The sequence below is a fragment of the Paraburkholderia sp. FT54 genome (genome assembly GCF_031585635.1).
In the GTDB taxonomy this organism is placed as follows: Bacteria; Pseudomonadota; Gammaproteobacteria; order Burkholderiales; family Burkholderiaceae; genus Paraburkholderia.
The window spans coordinates 2,592,245-2,615,886 of record NZ_CP134196.1 but is presented as its reverse complement, the minus strand read 5'-3'; the positions used below and the strand labels follow the sequence as shown (position 1 = coordinate 2,615,886).

The 23,642-nt window shown below is 61.4% G+C and carries 29 protein-coding genes and 1 riboswitch; of the genes, 20 read left to right on the top strand and 9 right to left on the bottom strand.

Features of this window, described 5'->3' with window-relative positions; translation table 11 throughout:
• Positions 1–2 precede the first annotated feature (2 nt).
• Both RI103_RS31390 and RI103_RS31385 read left to right on the top strand, forming a co-directional pair.
• Complete coding sequence (locus RI103_RS31390) at positions 3–1,016, top strand: alpha/beta fold hydrolase (RefSeq protein ID WP_310816577.1); 1,014 nt, start codon at positions 3–5, stop codon at positions 1,014–1,016.
• 103 nt (positions 1,017–1,119) lie between these two features.
• Entirely contained in the window at positions 1,120–1,560 is a 441-nt protein-coding gene (locus tag RI103_RS31385; protein WP_310816575.1) for a hypothetical protein, read from the top strand.
• Positions 1,561–1,582: 22 nt separating this feature from the next.
• Here RI103_RS31385 and RI103_RS31380 read toward each other — a convergent pair whose 3' ends face one another.
• The gene (locus RI103_RS31380) at positions 1,583–2,170 is read right to left on the bottom strand and encodes a histidine phosphatase family protein (protein ID WP_310816573.1); all 588 of its coding nucleotides are present in this window, start codon (positions 2,168–2,170) and stop codon (positions 1,583–1,585) included.
• 64 nt (positions 2,171–2,234) lie between these two features.
• Positions 2,235–2,377, top strand: a riboswitch (cobalamin riboswitch).
• A 38-nt stretch (positions 2,378–2,415) separates the two neighbouring features.
• Between RI103_RS31380 and RI103_RS31375 the strand changes: the two genes are divergently transcribed.
• Positions 2,416–2,637 (top strand): CbtB-domain containing protein, encoded by a 222-nt coding sequence (locus tag RI103_RS31375; protein ID WP_310816571.1) that lies wholly within the window; start codon positions 2,416–2,418, stop codon positions 2,635–2,637.
• Between the two features lie 11 nt (positions 2,638–2,648).
• Complete coding sequence (locus RI103_RS31370) at positions 2,649–3,389, top strand: CbtA family protein (protein ID WP_310816570.1); 741 nt, start codon at positions 2,649–2,651, stop codon at positions 3,387–3,389.
• Positions 3,390–3,734: 345 nt separating this feature from the next.
• Here RI103_RS31370 and RI103_RS39755 read toward each other — a convergent pair whose 3' ends face one another.
• Positions 3,735–4,106: a transposase gene (locus RI103_RS39755; RefSeq protein WP_409077039.1), complete on the bottom strand. Its 372-nt coding sequence runs from the start codon at positions 4,104–4,106 to the stop codon at positions 3,735–3,737.
• Here RI103_RS39755 and RI103_RS31360 point away from each other — a divergent pair.
• From RI103_RS31360 to cyoD, 5 genes are read left to right on the top strand one after another with little or no spacing between them, the layout of a single operon-like run.
• Positions 4,003–4,485 (top strand): hypothetical protein, encoded by a 483-nt coding sequence (locus RI103_RS31360; RefSeq protein ID WP_310816567.1) that lies wholly within the window; start codon positions 4,003–4,005, stop codon positions 4,483–4,485. The two genes, RI103_RS39755 and RI103_RS31360, sit on opposite strands and share 104 nt — an antisense overlap.
• Positions 4,486–4,519: 34 nt before the next feature.
• A complete protein-coding gene (gene cyoA / locus RI103_RS31355; protein ID WP_310816565.1) occupies positions 4,520–5,413 on the top strand; it encodes a ubiquinol oxidase subunit II in 894 nt (297 codons plus the stop codon).
• A 3-nt stretch (positions 5,414–5,416) separates the two neighbouring features.
• Complete coding sequence (gene cyoB, locus RI103_RS31350) at positions 5,417–7,420, top strand: cytochrome o ubiquinol oxidase subunit I (protein ID WP_310816563.1); 2,004 nt, start codon at positions 5,417–5,419, stop codon at positions 7,418–7,420.
• Positions 7,421–7,423: 3 nt separating this feature from the next.
• The gene (cyoC, locus tag RI103_RS31345; RefSeq protein WP_310816562.1) at positions 7,424–8,032 is read left to right on the top strand and encodes a cytochrome o ubiquinol oxidase subunit III; all 609 of its coding nucleotides are present in this window, start codon (positions 7,424–7,426) and stop codon (positions 8,030–8,032) included.
• Complete coding sequence (gene cyoD, locus RI103_RS31340) at positions 8,033–8,365, top strand: cytochrome o ubiquinol oxidase subunit IV (RefSeq protein ID WP_310816560.1); 333 nt, start codon at positions 8,033–8,035, stop codon at positions 8,363–8,365.
• A 440-nt stretch (positions 8,366–8,805) separates the two neighbouring features.
• Here the strand turns inward: cyoD and RI103_RS31335 are convergent, their stop codons facing one another.
• Positions 8,806–9,624, bottom strand: a complete 819-nt coding sequence (locus RI103_RS31335; RefSeq protein ID WP_310816559.1) for a 2OG-Fe(II) oxygenase — start codon at positions 9,622–9,624, stop codon at positions 8,806–8,808.
• A 304-nt stretch (positions 9,625–9,928) separates the two neighbouring features.
• On the opposite strand from RI103_RS31335, the gene RI103_RS31330 reads away from it, so the two are divergent.
• The 6 genes from RI103_RS31330 to RI103_RS31305 all read left to right on the top strand — a co-directional run bounded on the left by RI103_RS31330 (position 9,929) and on the right by RI103_RS31305 (position 16,122).
• Positions 9,929–10,771 (top strand): MaoC family dehydratase N-terminal domain-containing protein, encoded by an 843-nt coding sequence (locus RI103_RS31330; RefSeq protein WP_310816557.1) that lies wholly within the window; start codon positions 9,929–9,931, stop codon positions 10,769–10,771.
• Positions 10,772–10,801: 30 nt separating this feature from the next.
• On the top strand, positions 10,802–11,965 hold the full coding sequence (locus tag RI103_RS31325; protein ID WP_310816555.1) for an acyl-CoA dehydrogenase family protein: 1,164 nt from the start codon (positions 10,802–10,804) through the stop codon (positions 11,963–11,965).
• 18 nt (positions 11,966–11,983) lie between these two features.
• A complete protein-coding gene (locus RI103_RS31320) occupies positions 11,984–13,162 on the top strand; it encodes a CaiB/BaiF CoA-transferase family protein (RefSeq protein WP_310816553.1) in 1,179 nt (392 codons plus the stop codon).
• A 68-nt stretch (positions 13,163–13,230) separates the two neighbouring features.
• Complete coding sequence (locus tag RI103_RS31315) at positions 13,231–14,619, top strand: MmgE/PrpD family protein (RefSeq protein WP_310816551.1); 1,389 nt, start codon at positions 13,231–13,233, stop codon at positions 14,617–14,619.
• Complete coding sequence (locus RI103_RS31310) at positions 14,616–15,428, top strand: CoA ester lyase (RefSeq protein WP_310816550.1); 813 nt, start codon at positions 14,616–14,618, stop codon at positions 15,426–15,428. Before RI103_RS31315 ends, RI103_RS31310 begins: the two co-directional genes overlap by 4 nt.
• Before the next feature lie 331 nt (positions 15,429–15,759).
• On the top strand, positions 15,760–16,122 hold the full coding sequence (locus RI103_RS31305; RefSeq protein WP_310816549.1) for a hypothetical protein: 363 nt from the start codon (positions 15,760–15,762) through the stop codon (positions 16,120–16,122).
• Here RI103_RS31305 and RI103_RS31300 read toward each other — a convergent pair.
• From RI103_RS31300 to RI103_RS31280, 5 genes are all read right to left on the bottom strand, one after another.
• Complete coding sequence (locus RI103_RS31300; RefSeq protein WP_310818622.1) at positions 16,105–16,677, bottom strand: peptidoglycan recognition family protein; 573 nt, start codon at positions 16,675–16,677, stop codon at positions 16,105–16,107. The genes RI103_RS31305 and RI103_RS31300 overlap by 18 nt on opposite strands.
• Positions 16,563–16,874, bottom strand: coding sequence for a hypothetical protein (locus RI103_RS31295; protein ID WP_310818643.1), 312 nt, complete (start codon positions 16,872–16,874; stop codon positions 16,563–16,565). Before RI103_RS31295 ends, RI103_RS31300 begins: the two co-directional genes overlap by 115 nt.
• A 188-nt stretch (positions 16,875–17,062) precedes the next feature.
• Positions 17,063–17,452 (bottom strand): PAAR domain-containing protein, encoded by a 390-nt coding sequence (locus tag RI103_RS31290; RefSeq protein WP_310816547.1) that lies wholly within the window; start codon positions 17,450–17,452, stop codon positions 17,063–17,065.
• Entirely contained in the window at positions 17,445–17,825 is a 381-nt protein-coding gene (locus RI103_RS31285; RefSeq protein WP_310816546.1) for a PAAR domain-containing protein, read from the bottom strand. The genes RI103_RS31290 and RI103_RS31285 overlap by 8 nt, the downstream gene beginning before the upstream one ends.
• Positions 17,826–18,100: 275 nt before the next feature.
• Positions 18,101–18,253: a hypothetical protein gene (locus RI103_RS31280; protein WP_310818642.1), complete on the bottom strand. Its 153-nt coding sequence runs from the start codon at positions 18,251–18,253 to the stop codon at positions 18,101–18,103.
• Between RI103_RS31280 and RI103_RS31275 the strand changes: the two genes are divergently transcribed.
• Positions 18,254–18,544, top strand: a complete 291-nt coding sequence (locus RI103_RS31275; RefSeq protein WP_310816545.1) for a hypothetical protein — start codon at positions 18,254–18,256, stop codon at positions 18,542–18,544.
• A 24-nt stretch (positions 18,545–18,568) separates the two neighbouring features.
• Here RI103_RS31275 and RI103_RS31270 read toward each other — a convergent pair whose 3' ends face one another.
• The gene (locus RI103_RS31270; protein WP_310816543.1) at positions 18,569–18,880 is read right to left on the bottom strand and encodes a response regulator; all 312 of its coding nucleotides are present in this window, start codon (positions 18,878–18,880) and stop codon (positions 18,569–18,571) included.
• A gap of 501 nt (positions 18,881–19,381) precedes the next feature.
• Here RI103_RS31270 and RI103_RS31265 point away from each other — a divergent pair.
• The 4 genes from RI103_RS31265 to RI103_RS31250 all read left to right on the top strand — a co-directional run bounded on the left by RI103_RS31265 (position 19,382) and on the right by RI103_RS31250 (position 23,620).
• Complete coding sequence (locus RI103_RS31265; RefSeq protein ID WP_310816542.1) at positions 19,382–20,269, top strand: LysR family transcriptional regulator; 888 nt, start codon at positions 19,382–19,384, stop codon at positions 20,267–20,269.
• Positions 20,270–20,601: 332 nt separating this feature from the next.
• On the top strand, positions 20,602–22,101 hold the full coding sequence (locus tag RI103_RS31260) for an aldehyde dehydrogenase family protein (protein WP_310816540.1): 1,500 nt from the start codon (positions 20,602–20,604) through the stop codon (positions 22,099–22,101).
• Between the two features lie 142 nt (positions 22,102–22,243).
• A complete protein-coding gene (locus RI103_RS31255) occupies positions 22,244–23,416 on the top strand; it encodes an FAD-binding oxidoreductase (protein ID WP_310816539.1) in 1,173 nt (390 codons plus the stop codon).
• 69 nt (positions 23,417–23,485) lie between these two features.
• A complete protein-coding gene (locus RI103_RS31250) occupies positions 23,486–23,620 on the top strand; it encodes a hypothetical protein (RefSeq protein ID WP_409077008.1) in 135 nt (44 codons plus the stop codon).
• Positions 23,621–23,642 lie beyond the last annotated feature (22 nt).

Sequence of the window (23,642 nt, the reverse complement as noted above, 5' to 3'; positions counted from 1 at the left end):
GCATGACCCAGCCTTTCATGACAGATGACGAACGCGCGCCGAATGAGCATCCGGTCGCGGTCGTCGCAAGCCGGCATCTGCGCGTCACGACGCAAGCCGGAAGCGGAACCGTGCCCGTATTTTCGAACGATGACTGGCTAGCGCCGACGCGCGAAGTCCAACGCGCCGTGATTCTGATTCATGGCCGCCTGCGCAACGGCGACACGTATTTCGAACTCGCGCAGCGTTCTTGCGCGCTCGCCGGCGGCAGCGCGGCCGATACGCTGCTGATCGTGCCGCAGTTTCTCGCGACCGCGGATGTCGAGGCGCATGAGGTGCCGTCGTCCACGCTGCATTGGGACTGGACCAGCTGGATGGGCGGCGAGAACGCCGAAGGTCCGGCGCCGATCAGTTCGTTTGATGTGCTCGACGCCATTCTGCATACGCTTGCTTCGGGCGAGCAGTTCGCGTCGCTTGCCGAGGTGGTGATCGCGGGACACTCCGGCGGCGCGCAGGTCGTGCAGCGCTATGCAGTGGTGGCGCGCGACGACGCGTCGCTCGCGGCGCGCGGTATTGCGCTGCGCTATGTGGTCGCGAATCCTTCGTCGTACGTGTACTTCGATGCGATGCGGCCAGCGGCATCCGGCGAATTCGCGGCGTTCGATCAGGCGATGTGTCCGTCGTTCAATCGCTGGAAGTATGGGCTCGAGGATTTGCCCGCTTACGCAAGCGGCTCGGGTGACGCTGCGTCCGCTGCGGCGCTCGAAGCGCGCTATGCGCAGCGTGACGTCACCGTGCTGCTCGGCGGCGCGGATTGCGATCCGCAGCATCCGGCGCTCGACCGTTCATGCGCCGCGCAAACGCAAGGGGATCACCGGCTCGGGCGCGGACTGGCATTTGCGCGCTATATGGCGTTGCGGCATCCGGAAGGATTGGCGAAGCATCGGACGTTTGTGATCGATGGTGTCGGGCACGATGCGAAGGGGATTTTCGCGTCGGCGCAGGGGCTAGCGGCTTTGTTCGGGACCGGCCTATAAGGTGCGCCACCAAGGCACCGTCTTGAGGCAATCGGAGTGCACGGGCACGAAGTGTGCTGCCGCGCTAATGCTACCTGTGAGTGACTTCAAGGACCGCGCCGCCATGAACCGAACCCGATTGCTTGCCACCGCCTTTGCCGCTGCGTCGCTTGGCGCGTTGCTACCATGCAGCGCAAATGCCGATGACGCGCCTAGCCCGTGTACATCGCTGAAACGGATAGTGGCGGCCGCACCTGGCGGCCTCGCCTCGTTGACGCCGGACGACGGCAAAGGCGTCGCGCAACCCTACGGCGACGATGCGCAATGTTCGGCGAGCGGCGCTGCATATCAATGCACGTGGACGCCGCATCACGACGCCGGTTCGAACGCCGACGCGCTGCAAGCTGTCGCGGCGGACGTCGCATCGTGTCTGCCGGACGCGACGCATGATCAGAATTCGCCGGGACGTCAGCACTTTTATCTGGGCGCGAAGGGCAAGCGCACCGACATCACCGTGACGCCGACCGCTTCGAACAAGCTGCGTCTGGTGGTATCAGGCAAGTAAAGCAAGTCGCCGTGCGAAGCGGCTAGCGTGACGCTGGCCACCACGTCCAGCCGCGCGATGAGCACCGCAACTCGATCATCGAAAGCGGCGCGATTTCAATGTGCGGAAACACAACGGGCGACGCGCCGAGCACATACACGATCGCTGCCCGGAGCACCGGCGCGTGGGTGACGGCGATCACGTTGCGCGGACGGTTCGATGCACGATCCGTCGCGCCGTTGAGCGCATCAAGCCATTCTCCTACCCGCTTCACCAGTTGACTGAACGACTCGCCGCCATGCGGCGCGGCGTCGGGATCGAGTGTCCATGCGGCGAGGTCTTGCGGCGCTTCGGCAGCGAGTTCGGCGAGCCGCCGTCCCTGCCATATGCCGTAGTTCAGGTCCGCCAGACCGGCGTCGACCGATGCGATGAGGCCCAAGGCCGCTGCCGTATCGCGCGCGCAGATGGCCGGGCTGACGAAAGCGGCCGCGTTGTCCGCGATCGCGAAACGCGTGCGGGCGGCGTGGGCTTCGGCGAGACCGCGGGTGTCGAGCGGGTCATCGACGGGAAAACGGCCTGCCCGCTGGGCGGCGGTCGATGCGTGACTGACCAGTAACAGCCGTGTGTCCATTCCGTTCATGTCCTGTGAAGCCACGCGCCGAAGCCAGACGCGGGTGCGGCTCAAGCGTACGTTTTGCGTTGCCGGGTGCCGAAGTTTAGCGCGTAGAATAGCGGGACTGCGAAGCGCGGAAGCCGGTGAGAGCCCGGCGCGGTCGCGCCACTGTAATCGGCAGCACAAGCCGAAAGCCAGACCTGAGCTTCGCACCTATCCTATGCAATGACTATCGGGGCGCGTTACCCCAGGAGATGTCCATCATGAACGAAGCTGTTTTCGATTCAGCCAGTCAACCCGTTGCTCAACCCACCCCGATTCCGCTGCGCGAGTTGCTGCCTTGGGTCGTGTTCGGCGGTTTGCTGCTGTTGCTCGCGCTTTACTTCGTGGGTGCGGAACAGGGTGCCACTTCGCTGGTGCCGGGCATGTACGTGCATGAGTTCGTGCACGACGGCCGCCATCTGCTCGGCTTTCCCTGCCACTGACGGAGTCGACCATGGTTGGTAAATTGTTGGTACGCGGCATGCTTGCAGGCATCGCCGCGGGACTCCTCACGTTCGGCTTTGCCCGGGTGGTGGGCGAGCCGCAGGTCAATCAGGCGATTTCATTCGAAGAAAAAGCCGACGCCGCGAAAGGCGAGGCTGCTGAACCTGAGATCGTGAGCCGTGATACGCAGCGGGGTATCGGCTTGTTGACTGGCGTGGTGACTTACGGCGCGGCATTCGGCGGATTGTTCTCGCTGGTGTTCGCGTACGCCTATGGGCGCGTGGGCGCATTGAGTCCGCGCGCGTTGTCCGCGTGGCTTGCGCTCGGCGCGTTCATTGCGCTGGCGATCGTGCCGAATCTGAAGTATCCGGCGAACCCGCCTTCGGTCGGCGATCCTGAGACGATCGGGACGCGGACTGGTTTGTTCTTCCTGATGATTGCGATCTCGCTGGCGGCGATGGTGTTTTCGCTCAAGGTGCGGCGCCGTGCGGCTATCAAGCTTGGCGCGTGGAATGGGTCGATTGTGGGGGCGGTGGTGTTCATCGTGATCATCGCCGCGGTGCAGTTGTCGATGCCGACTATCAACGAGGTGCCGGAGGCTTTCCCGGCGGTGCTGCTGTGGAAGTTTCGCGTCGCGGCGCTGGGTATGCAGGCGATTATGTGGGCGACGATCGGGCTGCTTTTTGGGGCGCTGGTCGAGCGGAGTGCGTTTATGCGGGTGGGGGGAAGGTCGGCGGCGAAATCGGTTTGAGGTTTGGATTTGATGAGCGCAACCGCTTTGGTGGTTGCGCTCTGCGCTTTTTGCGCGTCGGCGCCGCGTTTCGCGCGCAGTGGTCAGGAAGGGTTCTGCTTCAAGGAGTTGGGGCGGTTGTGGGGTGGTTATCCACAGGCTTAGGAACAATTTCTGTGGGTAACTCTCGGAGGCGCTCAAACCTTCCTTGTTTGAAGCTGGGCGGCTGAACGATTGTGTACGCCACCAATCGCGGGGCGATCATTCTGGCCGCCACAGAGAACTTATCAGGTCCGGTCTTCGCCTGCCACCCCATCCGCAAATCAAGCCTCGCCGGCACGAGCACCCGGTTAATGCCCGGCAACTCTAGTCCCCGCTTACACGATCCCGGCCCACTCCGCCTGCTTCCATCAAGCACCGGAGATACCAGACCAATTTCCCATCGCAGCTATGCAGACGGTTGAACCGGTCCCGCTCGTGACGACGTCGGGCGGCTATGCGCTGGCCGATCAGTGCGCGCAACTCGTGGGCGGCCGGGATGGCCAGCGTATCCACGGCACGTTCCAATACCCCTGAATCGGCCCACGCCCAGAAGCACAGACGGCATGTGTCATGGAACGGGAAGCGAGTTGGCATGGCATTCCACGGGGAGCCAGTCCGCAAGACCCAAAGCACGCCATTGAACGCGCCACGCCTGTCGAGCCGTTGTGGTTTTTTTCCTTTTTTGCTCGCAGGCAATTCCGCCAGCAAGGCCGCAACACGCATCCATTCTTCATCCGTAATTTCAGATATTGATTTCACACAGCGCCCACGCGAGATGTTGCGAGCGCGTACGGTAAAGCAGGCCCGCAAGAAGATGCCTTGCGGGAAATCAGAAGAACTCAAATGTGCGGCACGCAGTGTTGCCCGTTCGCACAACGATGCCGCCCATGTCAACTATGCCCCGCGCAGGCACGGAATTCATTGGGAAACTGTGAAGGCGAAGCGCGGCGCAGTCTCGACGTCGCAACTTATCAAGTTTGCTTGTCGAAGGTCAGACTTTGCACACGGAGAGGCTCGTAAAATCCGTTGGAGCCTGAAGCGGCGGTTCGGTCTTTATGGCGGGAATATTCAGTAGTGTCTCAGGTCGGCTCAAGGAAGATCAGTTAAATATGGTGAATAAGAAGACCTTTGAACGGGTATTGATACCCTTGGGGGCAGGACTTGTCTCTTCTCTTTCCGGGTGCGGCAATCTTGATGTGCTCAATCCGAAGGGCAGCGTGGGCGTGGCCGAAAAGTCACTGATCGGAACGGCAACCATGGCGATGCTGCTCGTCGTCGTGCCTGTCATCGTCATGATCCTGGTGTTTTCATGGCGTTACCGCGCGAGCAATCGCAAGGCGGCATACGCGCCCAAATGGGCGCATTCCACAGCCATTGAAACCGTGGTCTGGACGGTGCCCACGCTCATCATTCTGTTCCTCGGCATCCTGACCTGGAACACGACGCACGAACTCGATCCGTACCGTCCAATTGAATCGGCCGTCAAACCGATCAAGGTCGAAGTCGTGGCGCTGGATTGGAAGTGGCTCTTCATCTATCCGGATCTAGGCATAGCCTCGGTCAACCAGCTCGCCTTTCCGGTTGGCACGCCCGTCAGTTTCAAGATCACGTCGGATTCCGTCATGAATTCGTTTTTCATTCCGCAGCTGGGAAGCCAGATCTACGCGATGGCGGGTATGCAGACGCAATTGCATCTGATTGCCGATCATGCGGGCGACTACGCGGGCATATCGGCCAACTATAGCGGGAAAGGCTTCTCGGACATGAAGTTCCGGGCGCTCGCCGTCACGCCTGATCAGTTCAATGCATGGGTCGAGAAAGTAAAAACCTCGCCACAGAGGCTCGATATGGACAAATACAGCTTGGTTGCGCAGCCGAGCGAGAAGCAGCCGGTCGATTATTTCTCGTCGGTCGATCCGAAGCTGTTCCACAACATCATTGCAAAGTACAACAACGGCAATGTCATCGATTTGCAGAACAGCAAATGCAGTACTAAGGGGTAGCACATGTTTGGAAAACTGACACTCTCGGCGATCCCGTTAGATCAGCCCATCATCATGGGGGCGGGCGCACTCATGGCGGTCATGGTGCTCGCGGTGGTGGCCACACTGACACGCCTCGGCAAGTGGAAATGGCTGTGGCAGGAGTGGCTCACCAGCGTCGACCACAAGAAAATCGGCGTCATGTACATCGTCGTCGCGGTGCTGATGCTCGTGCGAGGCTTCGTCGACGCGGTCATGATGCGCCTGCAGCTCGCGTTGGCCTATGATTCGCCCGGCTATCTTCCGCCGCATCACTACGACCAGATCTTTACCGCGCATGGCGTCATCATGATTTTCTTCATGGCAATGGCGCTCATGGTCGGGCTATTCAACCTGGTGGTGCCGTTGCAGATCGGGGCACGCGACGTCGCATTCCCGTTCCTCAATTCGCTGAGTTTCTGGATGACGGCGACAAGTGCGATCCTCATCAATCTGTCGCTCGTGATCGGCGAGTTCGCGCAGGTCGGCTGGCTCGCATATCCGCCGCTGTCCGAACTGCAATTCAGTCCAGGCGTGGGCGTGGACTACTACATATGGAGTCTGCAACTGTCCGGCGTCGGCACGCTGATCACGGCCATCAATTTCTTCGTGACTATCGTGCGCATGCGGGCGCCCGGCATGACCTTGATGAAAATGCCGGTGTTTACGTGGACCGCATTGTGTTCGAACGTGCTGATCATGGCCACGTTCCCGATCCTGACGGTGGCGCTGGCGCTGCTCGGACTCGATCGCTACATGGGTATGCACTTCTTTACCAACGAAGCCGGCGGCAACGCCATGTTGTACCTGAATCTGATCTGGGCATGGGGTCACCCGGAGGTCTACATTCTGGTCTTGCCCGCATTCGGCATCTATTCGGAAGTCATTGCAACGTTCTCCAAGAAGCCGCTGTTCGGCTACCGGACCATGGTGTACGCGACGTGCGCAATCATGGTGCTCGCATTCCTGGTCTGGCTGCACCACTTCTTCACGATGGGGTCGGGCGCGGACGTCAATGCGTTCTTCGGCATTATGACTATGGTCATCGCCATTCCAACCGGCGTGAAGATCTTCAACTGGCTCTTTACGATTTATCGCGGGCGCCTCGAATTTACCGCGCCGGTGTTGTGGACGATCGGCTTCATGATCACCTTCACGATCGGCGGTATGACCGGTGTCATGATGGCGATTCCGGGCGCGGATTTCGTGCTGCATAACAGTCTCTTCCTAATCGCCCACTTTCACAACGCGATCATCGGCGGTGTGGTGTTCGGCTATCTGGCGGGATTCCACTACTGGTTTCCGAAGGCCTTCGGTTTCAAGCTGAACGAAAAACTCGGAAAGTGCGCGTTCTGGTTCTGGTTCGTGGGGTTCTACGCTGCATTCATGCCGCTCTATGTGCTCGGCTTCATGGGTATGACGCGCCGCCTGAATCACTATGACAATCCGGCGTGGCATCCGTGGCTCATCGCTGCCGCCTGCGGCGTGGCGTTGATCGCGATCGGCGTCGTGTTCCAGGTCGCGCAGGTTTGGGTTAGCGTGGTCAACCGCCGCAAGCCGGAGTATCGCGACGTGACGGGTGATCCGTGGGACGGCCGCACGCTCGAGTGGGCCACGTCGTCGCCACCCCCGGTCTATAACTTTGCGGTCATTCCCACGGCCGGCGAGCTCGATGCATATGCGCATATGAAGGAATCTGGAGCGGGTCTTGGCGTCGAGACGGCTTATCAGGACATTCACATGCCGTCGAATACGAGTGCCGGTTTGTTTATTGGGGTCTTCAGTCTCGTAATGGGATTTGCCGGCGTTTGGCACATCACGTGGTTGGCTGCCGTGGCGCTGATTGCTATCGCCGCTACCGTCATCGCGCGTAGCTTTGGGAATAACGAGGGCTATTACATTTCGGCCGAAACCGTAAAAGAAATTGAAGGCAGGCGCCGCGCTTCAACCGCTGCAGGGCGCGGCGAATTCGAAGTAGTGGAGGCTTAACCGATGTCTCAGAAAACTCTGTTTGTTACGCTGGGCGACGTGCATGGCGATCACGCACCATCGAATTCGGTGTTCGGTTTCTGGTTGTACCTGATGACCGACTGCGTGATATTCGCGTCGCTGTTCGCCGTATTCGCGGTCATGTCGCAACAGTTCGCGGGCGGTCCGTCCGCCAAGGACTTGTTCGACATTCGCGGTGTCGCGTTGGAAACGGCGGCGCTTCTGCTGAGCAGTATTACCTACGGTTTTGCGATGCTCTGCGCCCATCGGCGAAAGTCGGGCGGCGTATTGGCTTGGCTCGCGGTGACATTTCTGCTCGGTCTTGCCTTTCTCGGCATGGAAATCCAGGAGTTCTCACACCTCATCGCTGATGGTGCGGGGCCGGGCCGCAGTGTATTCCTATCGTCGTTCTTCACGTTGGTGGGCACCCACGGGTTGCACGTCACGGTCGGGCTGGTGTGGATGGTCGTATTGGCGATTCAGATCATTCGTCGTCCGCAATTGTCGGAGCGCGAGCTTACACGTTTGGCCTGTCTAAGTCTCTTCTGGCACTTCCTCGACATCGTGTGGATCTGCGTCTTTTCCTTTGTCTATCTCGGGAGCGTGCTTTAAATGGCTCACATTCAATCACGTCGCGCGGAAGAGGGGCACGGTAGTCTGGGGGGCTATGTCAGCGGGTTCGTGCTCTCGGTATTGTTGACCGTGGCGGCCTTTGGCCTTGTCATGCGCGGGCTTTTTCCGCCGCAGACCGCGCTCATCGCGCTGGCTGTTCTGGCGTTCGTGCAAATCGTCGTGCATCTGGTGTTCTTCTTGCACATCAACACGTCGGCTGCGCAACGGTGGAATGCGATGGCTCTCGGTTATACGGTTTTGGCGGCGCTCTTTCTGATTGGAGGCACCGTGTGGGTCATGCATAACGTCAGTATGAGTATGATGTCCCGGTAACCGGGGCCTAGTCCGCGTTGGAGCAGGCTCGGTGCGGCGGGTAACGAGACAGTTACCCGCCTTGCGGATACGGATATGAGGGCGATCACTTGAGTGCATGGCGCAGGTTGGCCCGCTCAGTGACACCTCTTACGCGCTCCTCCCACCGTAACGCCCAATTGAACACTCGCCGCGTGGCGGACGCCGGTTGTGTCAGCCGGTCGAGCAACTGAACGACCGCACCGTCCAACTGCGCAAATGCCGGCGCTTTCGCGACATCGAATGCCACGGCGGGCGTCACCCGCCTGCTCTCAGCCGAATCAACGCAGCGAAGCTCGGCGCATCGCATTCAGCGAGTTCGGGTTTTCCCGAATGATACCTGGTCGAAATTGCAATCTCTGAATTTTTGCGGCAACGCAGCAGGGCTGCCGCGCTCGGCGCGCGCCGAAACCAGGCCCGCTTCACGTCGCGTCGTGGAAAATCACCCCGAGCGTGTGTCGTTGGCCCGAGCGCAAGCGGCTCACGCCATGCCGCATGTTCACCCGATACGGACCGCGCGTCCCTTGAACCGGCCGATGATGGACCGCGAACACCACCGCATCGCCCTTGCCGAGCGGCACCACTTCCGTACGCGATTGCATCCGCGGACGCTGCTCCGTCATGACGAATTCGCCGCCAGTGAAGTCCGCGCCGGGCTCGGACAACAGAATCGCGACCTGCAACGGGAACACATGCTCGCCGTAGAGATCCTGATGCAGACAGTTGTAGTCGTCAGTGGCGTATTGAAGCATGAGCGGAGTGGGGCGCGTCTGGCCGGCCGCATGGCAGCGCTCGATAAATTCCGCGTGAGCGGCTGGATAACGGACGTCGATACCCATCACCTCGTTCCAGCGATTCGCCACTGGCGCGAGACGCGGATAAATCACGGTGCGCAAATCGGCGATCAACGCCGGTAATGGATAAGCAAAGTACTTGTATTCGCCGCGGCCGAAACCATGCCGCGCCATCACGACGCGGCTGCGGAACAACGCATCGCGTGGATACACCGCGGTCAGCGCGTCGCATTCCTCCGCACTGAGCAGATTGCGCAGCATCGCGCAGCCGTACGCGTTCAGGCCTTCTTCGACAGCGAACCAGTCTATCGCGCCGGCACGCTGCGCAATCGAGCCGCGCGCCCGCGCGTCGGGGCCTTTCACAACGGATCCGTGTCCCTCGGTGGGTTTCAAGTCCAACTCCAATTCCAGAGAGTGGGACAGCGGACGCTTCGCAACCGTATCCATAAGTCATCTCCATCAAGCAATCACGAGAACGATAGTTGAGTGTAAGCAAGCGTCGCGTGTCGCGCACTCCGACTCTTGCTTTTCAATTCCGTGCCTTCCAGGGCCGGCACCTCGGCGACAAGCGCGTTATATTCAGAAGGATTCGCCGCAGCGCGCAGCCGCCACAGCGCCCGCCACGCGCCGATCCAGCGGGCCTTAAGCAAATCCAAACGCCCGCTTCGAAAATGCAAACTTCGCGGGCGGTGCTGCCTGGTTCATAGTGAGACCCTATTAAGCCCAACGCGCGTATCCGGAGACTGTGCCCATGTCTGCTTCCCCGCAGAAACTCGACGACTGGTTCGACAAGCAGGAGGTCGTCAAAGACGACATCACCGCCTTTCCGCTGAAGGCCATGGCCGCCACGCTCGATCGCGAGGAAAGCGGCGACAGCGTGCCGCCGCTCTGGCACTGGCTGTACTTCCTGCCGGTTGCGCCGATGTCCGAGGTCGGCCCGGACGGCCATCCGAAGCGCGGCGGTTTCCTGCCGCCTGTGCCGCTGCCGCGCCGCATGTGGGCCGGCGGCCGGCTGACCTTTCATGCGCCGCTCAAGGTGGGCGAGCATGCCACGCGAACCTCGACGATCGCCAATATCGAAGACAAGACCGGTCGGTCCGGCCGCCTCGTCTTCGTCACGGTGCAGCACACCATTGAAGCCGGCGGCGAACTGAAGCTCGAAGAAGAGCACGACATCGTCTATCGCGACGCGCCGCAGGAGGGCGCGCGGCCCCCGCAGCCGCAACTCGCGCCGGAAGGCGAAACGTGGCGCCGCACGATCGACGCCGACGCGGTCATGCTGTTCCGCTACTCGGCGCTGACCTTCAATGGCCACCGCATTCACTACGACCAACCGTACGTCACGGAAGTCGAGGGCTATCCGGGCCTGATCGTTCACGGCCCGTTGATTGCGACCCTGCTGGTCGATCTGGTGCGTCGCGAGCAACCAGAAGCCACGCTGCAAAGTTTTGCTTTCAAGGCGGTGCGTCCAACCTTCGCGGGCCAGGCTTTCACGGTGTGCGGCAAGCCTTCCGCCGACGGCAAGCTCATCGAGCTATGGGCCAAAGACCACGAAGGCTATCTGACCATGCGCGCCACGGCCGCCATTGCCTGAGCTTCCCCTGAACTCCAAAAGACCCGACTTATGCAAACCACGCAGCAGGATTCCTTCCAGGACATTCGCGAAGCCGTACGCGATCTATGCCAGCAATTTTCCGGTGAGTACTTCCGCAAGATCGACGAAGCCCGCGGCTACCCGGAAGAATTCGTCGACGCACTCACGAAGGCCGGCTGGCTGGCCGCGCTGATTCCGCAGGACTTCGGCGGTTCGGGGCTTGGGCTGACGGAGGCGTCGGTCATCATGGAAGAAATCAATCGCGCCGGCGGCAACTCGGGCGCCTGCCACGGCCAGATGTACAACATGGGCACGCTGCTGCGCCACGGTTCCGAAGAGCAGAAGCAAAAGTATCTGCCGAAGATCGCGTGCGGCGACTTGCGTCTGCAATCCATGGGCGTGACCGAGCCGAGTACCGGCACGGACACCACGAAGATCAAGACCACCGCCGAGCGGCGCGGCGACCGTTATGTGATCAACGGCCAGAAGGTGTGGATCTCGCGCGTGCAGCATTCGGATCTGATGATTCTGCTCGCGCGCACCACGCCGCTCGCGGACGTGAAGAAGAAATCGGAAGGCATGTCGATCTTTATCGTTGATCTGCGTGAAGCGATCGGTCACGGCATGACCGTGCAGCCGATTCTGAACATGGTCAATCACGAGACCAACGAACTGTTCTTCGACAACCTCGAAATCCCCGCCGAGAATCTGATCGGCGAGGAAGGGCAGGGCTTCAAGTACATCCTCGATGGTCTGAATGCGGAGCGCACGCTGATCGCCGCCGAATGTATCGGCGACGGTTACTGGTTCGTCGACAAGGTCACCGAGTACGCGAAAGAGCGCATCGTGTTCGGCCGTCCGATCGGCCAGAACCAGGGCGTGCAATTTCCGATCGCGCGATCGTTCATCAACGTCGAGGCGGCCAGCCTGATGCGCTTCGAGGCGGCGCGCCGTTTCGACGCGCATCAACCGTGCGGCGCGCAGGCGAACATGGCGAAGCTGCTCGCCGCCGACGCTTCGTGGGAAGCGGCCAATGCATGTCTGCAATTTCACGGCGGCTTCGGCTTTGCCTGCGAATATGACGTCGAGCGCAAATTCCGCGAAACGCGTCTTTACCAGGTCGCGCCGATTTCCACCAATCTGATTCTTTCGTACGTGGCCGAGCATATTCTCGGCCTGCCGCGTTCGTTCTGACTTTCGGGCATCAACACCATGAGACCACTCGACGGTATCAAAGTCGTCACGCTCGAACACGCGATCGCCGCGCCGTTCTGTACGCGTCAACTCGCGGATCTGGGCGCGCGGGTGATCAAGATCGAGCGCCCCGGCGTCGGCGATTTTGCGCGCGGCTATGACGAACGCGTGCATGGACTGTCGTCGCATTTCGTCTGGACCAATCGCTCGAAGGAAAGTCTTGCGCTCGACCTGAAACAGCCTGCAGCGACGGAGATTCTCGACGCCCTGGTCGCCGACGCGGACGTACTGGTGCAGAACCTCGCGCCCGGTGCCGCGGACCGGCTTGGTCTCGGTTACGACACGCTGAGCAAGAAGTATCCGAAGCTGATCGTCTGCGATATTTCCGGCTATGGTTCCGACGGCCCGTACCGCGACAAGAAAGCCTACGACCTGCTGATCCAGAGCGAATCCGGTTTTCTGTCGATCACCGGTTCGCCGGGCGAGCCGGCCAAGGCCGGATGCTCGATTGCAGATATCGCAGCGGGCATGTACGCGTATTCGAACATTCTGAGTGCGCTGCTGTTGCGCGGCCGCACGGGGCGCGGTTGCCGCATCGACGTGTCGATGCTGGAGAGCATGGTGGAGTGGATGGGTTATCCGCTCTACTACGCGATCGACGGTCAGTCGCCACCCGCGCTCTCTGGTGCGGCGCATGCCACGATCTATCCGTACGGACCGTTCCCCGCCGGCGACGGCAAGACGGTTATGCTCGGTCTGCAAAACGAACGCGAATGGAAGCTCTTCTGCGAACGCGTGCTGGTGCAGCCGGAACTCGCGACGGACGAGCGCTTCAACTCGAACTCGAAACGCACATCGGCGCGCGACGCCTTGCGCGAGGTGCTCGTCGCGGCCTTTGCGGAGCTGAGCGCGGCGCAGGTCATCGAACGGCTCGATAGCGCCGGAATAGCCAATGCGCAAATGAACACGCTCGGCGATGTATGGGCGCATCCGCAATTGAAGGCGCGCGAGCGCTGGCAAGAAGTCGGCACGGTGGCGGGCGTGGTGCCCGCCTTGTTGCCGCCAGGTTTGCCGACGGATTTCGAGCCGCGCATGGACCCGGTTCCCGCGCTCGGCGAGCACTCCGACGCGATCCTGCGCGAACTCGGCTACGACAGCGCGCGGATCGACGCATTGCGAGCCGCCGGCACGATCTGAAATTTTCCTGGGCCGGCGCGTGAACGACGCCACGCCGGCGACCTGAACGAATACGACGCGACCTCATCATGAACGACCATCCCAGTCTGACGCTTGCCACCTTCGCCGCTCAACTCGACTTCGACAGCATTCCGCACGCGGTGGTGGAGCGCACCGTCAACCTCTACGTCGACTGGCTCGGCTCGGCGTTAGCCGGCAAATGCGCGCGGCCGGTCGAGACGATCGCGCGGTTCGCCCGCCAGGCCGGCGGCGCGTCGCAGGACGGCCCGTGCGAAGTGTTGATCGACCGCAGCCGCACCACGCCGTATTTCGCGGCGATGATCAACGGCGCGGCGTCGCACTTCGCCGAACAGGACGACGTGCACAACGGCTCGGTGTTTCATCCCGCGACGGTCGTGTTTCCGGTGGCGCTCGCGCTGGCGCAAGCGCATCGCAAGTCGGGCCGCGACCTGATCGCGGCGGCGGTCGCGGGCTATGAAGTCGGCATCCGCATCGGCGAGTTTCTTGGGCGCTCTCACTACAAGGTGTTTCACACCACGGGCACGGCGGGCACGGTCGCGGCGGCCGCCACGGCGGGACGGCTGCTCGGTTTGTCGCCGGCGCAGATGCTCGACGCGTTCGGTTCGGCGGGCACCCAGGCAAGCGGCCTGTGGGAGTTTCTGCGCGACGCCGCCGACTCGAAGCAACTGCACACGGCCATGGCCGCCGCCAACGGACTGATGGCCGCGCAACTCGCGGCCGACGGCTTCAAGGGCGCGACGCACATTCTCGAAGGCGCGCAGGGCATGGCGGCGGGCATGTCGAGCGACGCGGACCCGGCGCGCCTCGTCGACCGCCTGGGCAGCCGGTGGGCGACGGCGGAAACGTCGTTCAAGTATCACGCGGCATGCCGTCACACGCATCCCGCTGCCGATGCGTTGCTCGCCGTGGTGCAGGAACACCGTCTCGCCCCGCGCGATATCGCGAAAGTTGTGGCGCACGTGCATCAAGGCGCGATCGACGTGCTCGGCGCGGTCGTCACGCCGCGCACCGTGCACCAGGCGAAATTCAACATGGGCACGGTGCTGGGACTCGTCGCGCATCACGGTTACGCGGGCGTGACCGAATTCGAGCAGGGCTTCGACGCGGACGCGATCGCCGCCTTCCGCGACAACGTCGAAATGGCCTTCGACGCCGAAGTCGATGCCGCCTATCCCGCGCGCTGGATCGGCAAGGTGACGGTCACGACCACCGACGGCCGCACGTTCAAAGGCCGCGTTGATGAACCGAAAGGCGATCCAGGCAATACGTTGTCACGCGATGAGATTGCCACCAAGCTGCATCGGCTGGCGGCGTTTTCGGGTGCGGCCACCGAAGGCGAGGCCGCGCGCTTGCTCGACAACGCATGGCGGATTGCGGGGCAAACGCAGGTCGGCTCAGTGTTCGAAACGGAGTCCAACGCGGCGGTGGTGGCATGAGCGTCGCACTGCCGCGCTCCTATCTGTTCGTGCCGGGCAACCGCCCTGAGCGCTTCGACAAAGCGCACGCTGCCGGCGCGGACGCGGTGATTCTCGATCTCGAAGATGCCGTGCAGCCCGATGAGAAACCCGCCGCGCGCGCGGCGGCGCTGGCCGCTGTATCGGGCGATGCATTGCGGCCGGCATGGGTGCGAATCAACAGCTCGGATACTCCGTGGTTCAACGAGGACGTCGTCGCGCTGGCCGGGCAGCCGGGTGTCGCCGGAATCGTGTTGCCTAAAGCGGAGACGCGCGAGCAGATCGAGACGGTGCTGGCGACGGCGCATTCCGCGTTGAGCGTGTTGCCGATCGTCGAAACCGCGCGCGGCTTTGCCAACCTCGCGGTGTTGTGCGCCGCGCCGCGCGTGCAGCGCATCGTGTTCGGCACGCTGGATTTTCAGATCGATCTCGGTATCGATGGCGACGGCGAGGAACTACATCTGTTCCGTTCGCAGATCGTGCTGGCGTCGCGGCTTGCCGGGATCGGCGCGCCGGTGGACGGCGTGTCGACCACCCTCACCGACACCAATGCCATCGAAGCCGACGCGCGCCGCGGCCGGCGCTTCGGCTTCGGCGGCAAGCTGTGCATTCATCCCAGGCAGATCGATGCGGTGCATCGCGCTTACGCGTGGAGCGAAGCGGACAAGGCTTGGGCGCAACGTGTGCTGGCGGCGGTGGAAACGAGCCACGGCGCGGCGGTGGCGGTGGACGGCAAGATGGTCGATATGCCGGTGATTCTGAAGGCGCGAAGGATCGTGGCGGGCGCGTAGGCTGTGTCCGGCACTGCGGATGCCGGCCGCCGGCGACAATGCGCCTGCGGCGCAGTGCATGCTGGTGCACTGCGCTTTTTTTGCCTCGCACATTGTGTCGCCGTGTCGTGCCCATTAACCGCGACAAAACTCGGCTTCCTATAATGCCAATTCCATGATGCCACGGGCTAAGCGCAATCTTGACGTCGCAGGCGCGGTGACATTGTGCCGTGCCATCCAGGGCGATGCACCAGAGCCGTCGACATGAAAAGGCGGCCGTGCCTCGTCATCTATACGATGACCGACAAAGTAGATGGTAGAGTTCCATCACTCCCACCGACCCAACTGAAACATGCGCCTTTCCAGATTCAGTCTGCTCGCCATCGGCGGTTTGCTCGTGCTAGTTCTTTTTACGTCTCGCACACCTATCCCGCCGACAGCTTCACCGTGCAGCGAAGCTTGGTTCAACCACATCGAACGCCACTATTTCTCGACTGAACGCGAGAACAGCTTCGGAGATCCAATCGGAATAGACTATGCTGCCGATAACGATTCAAAATGGCTCGACTACATCGAAGTAAAGGCGGGCATGTCGCATCCGCCCGGCGGAACGCATAAAGATGCACGATGTCGCCTGATTCAGAATCACCTTGTATCTCGCACTTACATCATTAACGATCTGACGGGTTGGACGTTTTCATTTGCTCGGCGCTGAGAACCCAAGTTCAGATCGGAGCGACTTCACGATCGCCATCCCACGATTGCCAGGGCAAGCTCGCCCTTTGCCGTTAGTGAGCATTTGATATTCGCGATGACCTCCTAAATATATGATGTTGAAGAACTCCTTCAACACCTCTGAGAGGACTCGTAGTGCCTTCATCTGCGACTCTGTCGGCTCATCATGTTTGACAACTGCTCTATCAACGAAAATCTGAGGCAACGCCCTTATCCGCCGCCCCAACGTCATACTCTTATACTCCTGTTCATAGGCTTCACCGGCTTCTACAAGGTCCGCGAGAAGAACTATGCCGACCTTGCCAGTATTGCCCACGCTAATGTGTTCGCCAATATAGCGAATATCGCGGCCCTCGTAGATTTCGCCTTGGCATGAAACGGCATAGTGATAGCCTATGTCATCGAACGGCTCCGCCCGACTCATATCTTCACGCTGCGCACGCCGTATTTCTTGAATTGAAGGCGCACCACAGGAATAGCTCCGACCGGCGTGATGGATGACAATATCCCGATAGTCCCAGTGACTCTCGCGCATAATGGAATGGTGCGCGGTTGCGCTGCTTGCCAGCTTGAACGCTCTATGACCTGATAGCCTTTGCGCGCAAGCGTCGTGATAATCGCCTGCCGCGTCGCGGCCCGGTCGTTGACCTTGATCGAAACAGCATCGTCTTTGCTGCTGCCAACCATCGTACAAGCCGATGTCCAATGCTCAATGTTGTAGTCTGTTGCCACGACTAATTTCCTTGACGAGGTTTCAGGATGCGCTTGGGCGACGAAAACATGACATGGATACTGAACGGTTGCTCGCCGTCGGTCTCGATTTTTGCGTAGCCCTTTCCATCCGTCTTGCCAAACTGTCTTACGCCTCCAATATCAGCAACAAAATCTCGATTGGCCAACGAATCACCCGTAACGCTGTCTCATACCAAGCACCAGCGGGCATGCTTCGCCCCATCAATGGCCTGTGATGGAGTTGCAACGGCGGCAACGTTGCTCGCGCTCGTCACTTTCCTCGCCTCTGCAGAACCTTGAGTGGTTTCGAGAAAAATCCCCGGACTACTGCCAACAATCAGCCGGGTTTTCTTGCACGGACACAGCACCTGGTCACCGTCAACAACCACATCGCGGCCCTCTTCGGACATCCCCTGACCAGTTCCGAATATCTTGAATACGCCCTTGCAGTTGCCGCACGTTGCCTCGTCGCCGCTCAGTGCAACCTTTTTCCCGTCGTCGTGAATCGTGGATGAAAAAGCCATGACAAACCCATGCGTAGTCGTCGGGTCGCCGTGCCGAACCGCCGCCTTACGCATGAATGCTCCCTTCTTGCGCGGCAGCGCTCGGGGCCAGCGTATAGGCCGGATCAAACAGGCCGGGAATCTGTTCGCCGCCGCGAACCGTGATACCCCATCCGTCCTGGATCGCCTCAGTGATCGAGTCGCCGTTGCTCAGGCGGGAACCGACCAGCGCTAATGGCCTGTCACCCCAGGTAGCGGCAAACCCTGCGCCATCAATGATGGTGGCCTCGCTGCCGTCGTCATAGGTGACGGTATCGCCGACACGGGCCAGCGCCAACCCGCGATATTCCGCTTTGGTTGTGACGTGACTGACGCGGCCGCCGCGCCTGGTGCGCGAGCCGATGGTGACAAAAAGGTAAGTGGTTTCGTTGTTCTGCTGTTCCGGCATGTTTAAGTCTCCTATCTGAACGAACGCTGCATATGAAGAGATGCGCCTAACGAGAGTAACCGCGACTCCCCAGATGGATTGTTAAAAATCGTCAAGGCGTTAGCGCGTGTCAAGGTCGCGCTGATGGTCCGACCATGTTTCAAACAAAAAAGCCGACCTTTGTGAGGTCGGCTTTCAGGCCGGTCTTGCCCGGCCGTCAATTGTTGGGGCCGCGCGTCGTGACACGTATCCACCGCCTTTTCTTGGGGCGGAAGATTCACACGTTTCGCCGCAGATTATTCACGCGCCGCCACGTGCGTCAGCGCCGCACGAACGTCGGCCAGCGCATCCTCGAAAAGGCCAAAGATAGAAACCTGAGCGGGCATTGAAAGACCCCTGAACTTCTCCGCAAGTTCTTCCAGACTCAACAGCGCGACCACCGCCTGCAATTGATCGACGCGAATGACAGCGGCGTCGAATGCGGCGTCAACTTGCCGCCGGCCATCAATTCGTGCCTGCTCGACGCGACGGCGATTGGCTATTGGTATCTGACGACGAGCGGTGAATTGTTCGAGAAGTCGACATATGCGGTTGAGTGCATGAGCGCGGTCCGTCGATTCGCTCTTTCAGACGCGAATGCGTTTCAGAGGAACCGCACCTCGATGCCGCACGACTACGCCCGCGAACCCATCGTGTGTCCCGCTTTCGTGCGCGATTCCGGCAAGCGAGCGCATCGATGACGCTTGCTCGCAGCCGTAAAGCGTTCAGCAAACGGCTGGCATCGCCGCATCGCTTTCGCAGTCGGCCAGCAACGAAAGCAGTTTGTCCAGCGCGAACGGTTTCCTGGGAAACCCTTTGACGGGCAAGGCAGGCACTTCGCCGCTGCCGCTCGTCAGAATGACGGGTACGGATGCCAGTTCACTGCGGGCCTGCATCGATTCGATCAGTTCGGCGCCGGCCATGTTGGGCATGCGCCAGTCACCCGCCACGGCGCTCACGCGCGTGCGTTGCAGTCGTTCAAAAGCTTCGGCGCCGTCCGCCGCCGTGGCGACCTTGTAACCGCGGCCGACCAGCACGGCGCGCAGCGCGGACGATGCCTCCAGTTGGTCGTCGACCAGTAATACGGGACTCGTATTGCTTATGCCTCAAATATTCGGTTGGACTGGGCCTCGGGTATTCGTGGCGCCAGTCGTGACAGGGAAGCGGACAAACCCGCCATGCTTTCTCATCCTGTCGAGCCGCAGGTTAAAGCAAGTGCTGTGCCTGTAATGTCCTGCGGCGCGTAAGCGCGTCTCGCGGCGAGTCAGGATGCGCCGGCCAGAATCGTTTCAACGCAGCGCGGGGGGAGGCGAGAGCGGACTGCAGGGAATCGTGACGTCATGCGCGCCGATCCTGGGATGATGGTCGGCGCGCGAGCGGTAAGCGGTTCAACGCTTACCTGTATCGCTGCGTCTAATGCACGAAGTTGCGGGCGAGACGGGTGGCTCTGCCGAAACGGTCTAGCGCTTTCCTCACGCCCGGTTAAGATTGGCCTTTGTCTTGCGAGCGCCCACGGCGCTTCCACTCAGGCCTTCATCATGCATTTCGACTTCGTGGATTTGCGCTTGCTCCTCAATATCGCCGACACGCGGAACCTGGCGCGCGCGGCGGAGCGCTCGCATCTGTCGGCGCCGGCAGCAAGCAACCGGGTCAAGAATCTAGAGGAACAGCTGGGTTTCAAGCTGCTTTATCGCACCAGCCAGGGCGTGACGCTGACGCCCGCGGGCGAAGCCTTCGTGCATCACGCGCGGCTCGTGCTCGAACGGGTCGAGCATCTGGCCGGCGACATGCAGGAATACGGCGAAGGCATCAAGGGACACGTGCGCATCTGGGCCAACACCACCGCGATCAGTGAGTTCATGCCGGCCGTGCTGAGCCATTTTTTACGCGATCATCCGGACGTCAACATCGATCTGCGCGAAGTGCTGAGCGGCGAAATCGTCAAAGGCGTGGCGGATAGCGCGACGGATATCGGCATCGTCGCGGGCAACGTGCATGCGGAACATCTGGAAATGCTGCCGTATCGCGACGACCGGCTCGTGCTGGTCACGTCGCGCGATCATCCGTTGGCTCGTCTGGCGTCGGTCGATTTCGCGCAAGTGCTCGCGGCCAATTTCGTGAGCTTGCCCACGTCCAGCGCGATCCACGCGTTCATCACCAGTGCCGCCGATGCACTGGGCGCGCGTCTGAAACTGCGCATCCAGGTCGGCAATTTCGAAGCCGCTTGCCGGATGATCGAGGCGGGCGTAGGCATCGGCATCGTGCCGGAATCGGTCGCGCTGCGGCACAAGAAGACGATGCAGATCGCCACCGTCGGATTGAACGACCCTTGGGCCGAGCGCAAGCTCAAGATCTGCGTGCGCAACCTCAAGGACCTGCCGCCGTTCGCGCGTGTGCTGGTCGACAGGCTGATGGCGGGCGTTTGAGGCCGACGTCCGCTGGCTTTCACTCGTGCGCGTTATCGGCCCGGTTTCGACAAGGCGCCGCCAGCGCGCCCCGTGCGAACGCGCCGAATTTAGAGGCCTCGTATTTCCAATAAGAAACGAACGCGGCAGGGCTGGCGTGCTGGCGCGCGGTCCGTGCCGGCGCTGGCAACGTACGGCGCGTTGGGCTCGGCGTGCTGGCCAGTCCATGCAGAGCAAGCCTTCCCGAGCTCTCCGCCGGCCAGCCCCGGGCAAATACCCTTGTCGCCGCAAAAACCGGCGTGTATAGTTTCCGAACTTACTCTTGTTTCGCATCGGAAATTAAAGGGACTCTCATGGACGCTTCTACCATCCTCGCCGACCTCGGCATCGCCCGCGCGGCGCAAGCCGGCGACATTGCGATTCATTCGCCCATCACCGGCGAGCTTATCGGCCGCGTGGCCAGCAACACGGTGGCGGAAGTCGATACGGCCCTCGCCCAGGCGAAAGATGCGTACACCGCCTGGCGCAACGTGCCCGCGCCGCGGCGCGGTGAACTGGTGCGTCTGCTGGGCAACCGTCTGCGTGAGAAGAAGCAGGCGCTCGGCAGCATCATCACCCTCGAGACCGGCAAGATTCTTCAGGAAGGCATGGGTGAAGTGCAGGAAATGATCGACATCTGCGATTTTGCTGTCGGTTTGTCGCGCCAGTTGTACGGTCTGACCATCGCCTCGGAGCGTCCGGGGCATCGTATGGCGGAAACGTGGCATCCCATGGGTACTTGCGTCGTGATCTCGGCGTTCAATTTTCCGGCCGCGGTGTGGTCATGGAATGCGGCGCTCGCGCTGGTCTGCGGCAATGCGGTGATCTGGAAGCCGTCGGAAAAGACGCCGCTCACCGCACTCGCCGTCAATCAGATTCTCAACGAGGCATTGCAGGAATTCGGCGACGCGCCGGCCGGCCTCACCGCCTTGATAAACGGCGGCCGCGACGTGGGCGCGAAGCTGGTGGCCGATCCGCGCGCGTCGATTGTCAGCGCGACGGGCAGCACGGAAATGGGCCGCACGGTCGGCGTGGAAGTGGCGAAGCGCTTCGGCCGCTCGCTGCTCGAACTCGGCGGCAACAACGCGGGCATCGTCACGCAAACCGCGGATCACGAACTCGCCATGCGCGGCATTCTGTTCTCGGCGGTGGGCACGGCGGGACAGCGTTGCACGTCGCTGCGCCGTTTGTTCGTGCATGAGAGCGTGTACGACAAAACCATCGAACGTCTGAAGCAGTTGTACAGCAAGGTGCCGATCGGCGGTCCGCTGGAAAAGGGCACGCTGATGGGTCCGCTGATCGACAAGCAAGCGTATGGCCGCATGCAGGAAGCGCTGCAGCAGGCCACGGGCGAAGGCGGCAAGGTGTTCGGCGGCGAGCGCGTCGAGGTGAAGGGATATGAAGGCGGCTACTATGTGCGTCCGGCGATTGTCGAAATGCCGTCGCAAACGCCGGTGGTGCTGAAGGAAACCTTCGCGCCGATCCTGTACGTGTTGCGCTATGCCGATTTCGCCGATGCGGTCGAGGCGAACAATGCGGCGGTGCACGGTCTGTCGTCGTGCGTGTTCACCACCGATCTGCGCGAAGCGGAACGCTTCCTGTCCGACTCGGGCAGCGACTGCGGCATCGCGAATGTCAACATCGGACCGAGCGGCGCGGAAATCGGCGGCGCGTTCGGCGGCGAGAAGGAAACCGGCGGCGGTCGCGAGTCGGGCTCGGATGCGTGGAAGGCCTATATGCGCCGCGCCACCAACACGGTGAACTACTCGTCGGCGTTGCCGCTCGCGCAAGGTATCGACTTCAATATCGGCTGATACCGTTCGCGCGGTTCATCCGCCTTGACCGGTGACAGGCAGCGGCGCATTCACGCGTCGCTGCAGCCCGATACAAGCTTCTTCAGCAATCCGTTTGCGCCGCCGGCGTTTGCGAGCGGCCACGCAACTCGTGGAGTCAGACGTGAGTTCCAAAGTCGTGATCGTCGGCGGTGGGGTGATCGGCAGCTCGATTGCGTATTTCTTGCGGCTGTCCGATCCGGCAGTCAGCGTCACGGTGATCGAACGCGATCCGACTTATGCGCGTTCCTCGTCGGCGTTATCGGCGGCGTCGATCCGTCAGCAATTCTCCACGCCGCTTTCCATTCAGATGTCGCTGTTCGGCATCGAGTTTCTGCGCTCGATCGGCGAGCGGCTCGAGGTCGATGGCGCGAAGCCGTCGATCGATCTGCACGAAGGCGGCTACCTGTTTCTCGCAACATCCGCCGGCGAGACGACGCTGCGCGAGAACCACGCGCTGCAAACGAATCTCGGCGCCGACATCAGTCTGCTCGACAAACACGCGTTGCAAGCGCGCTTTCCCTGGCTCAACACGGACGACCTCGTGGCCGGCGCTTATGGTGAGAGCGGCGAGGGCTGGTTCGACGGTTACGGGCTGGTGCAGGCGCTGCGCAAGAAGGCGCAGTCGCTCGGCGCGCGCTATGTCGCCGCCGAGGTCGCCGCAATCCATCGCGACGGCAATCGCGTCACGCAAGTGCGGACCGCGAACGGCGAGACCTATGCCTGCGACGTGGTGGTCAACGCAGCCGGCGCGTGGTCACGCAAAGTCGCGCAAATGGTCGGCATCGACATTCCGGTCTACGCGCGGCGCCGCAGTATTTTCAACGTCACCTCGCCGGGGCAGCTCGAGCGGTGTCCGTTGCTGATCGATCCGAGCGGCGTGTATTTCCGCCCCGAAGGCAAATCGTTCATCTGCGGTACGTCGCCGTCAGCGGATAACGACCCTGACGATCTGCCGCTCGACGAAGTCGATCACGCGCTCTTCGACGATGTGATCTGGCCGACACTCGCGCACCGCGTGCCGCAATTCGAAGCGCTGCGTGTGCAACATTGCTGGTCCGGCTACTACGAATACAACGTGCTCGACCAGAACGCGATTATCGGTTATCACCCGGATGTCGATAACTGCATTTTCGCTAACGGTTTTAGCGGACACGGTTTGCAACAAGGTCCCGCAACCGGACGCGGCATCAGCGAACTGATTCTGCATGGCCGCTACACGACGCTCGATCTGGGCTCGTTGAGCTTCACGCGCGTGCTCGAAAACCGTCCTATCGTGGAGAAGAACGTGGTGTAGCCGCGCGCGCCGGTGAAGGCCGGTCAGAATGCGTACGATTATCTGCGCGCGTGTATCGAGCGGAATGGGATGTTTGTGCCGGGTGTCGCGTTCTACAAAGACAATATCGATCAGGCGGCACTGCGGTTGTCATTTGCCGCGCCCGGCGTGGCGGATATCGAAACCGGCGTGCAGGGAATGAAGCAGGCGCTCGAATATTTTTGACAGCGGTTAAGGTGGTACTCGC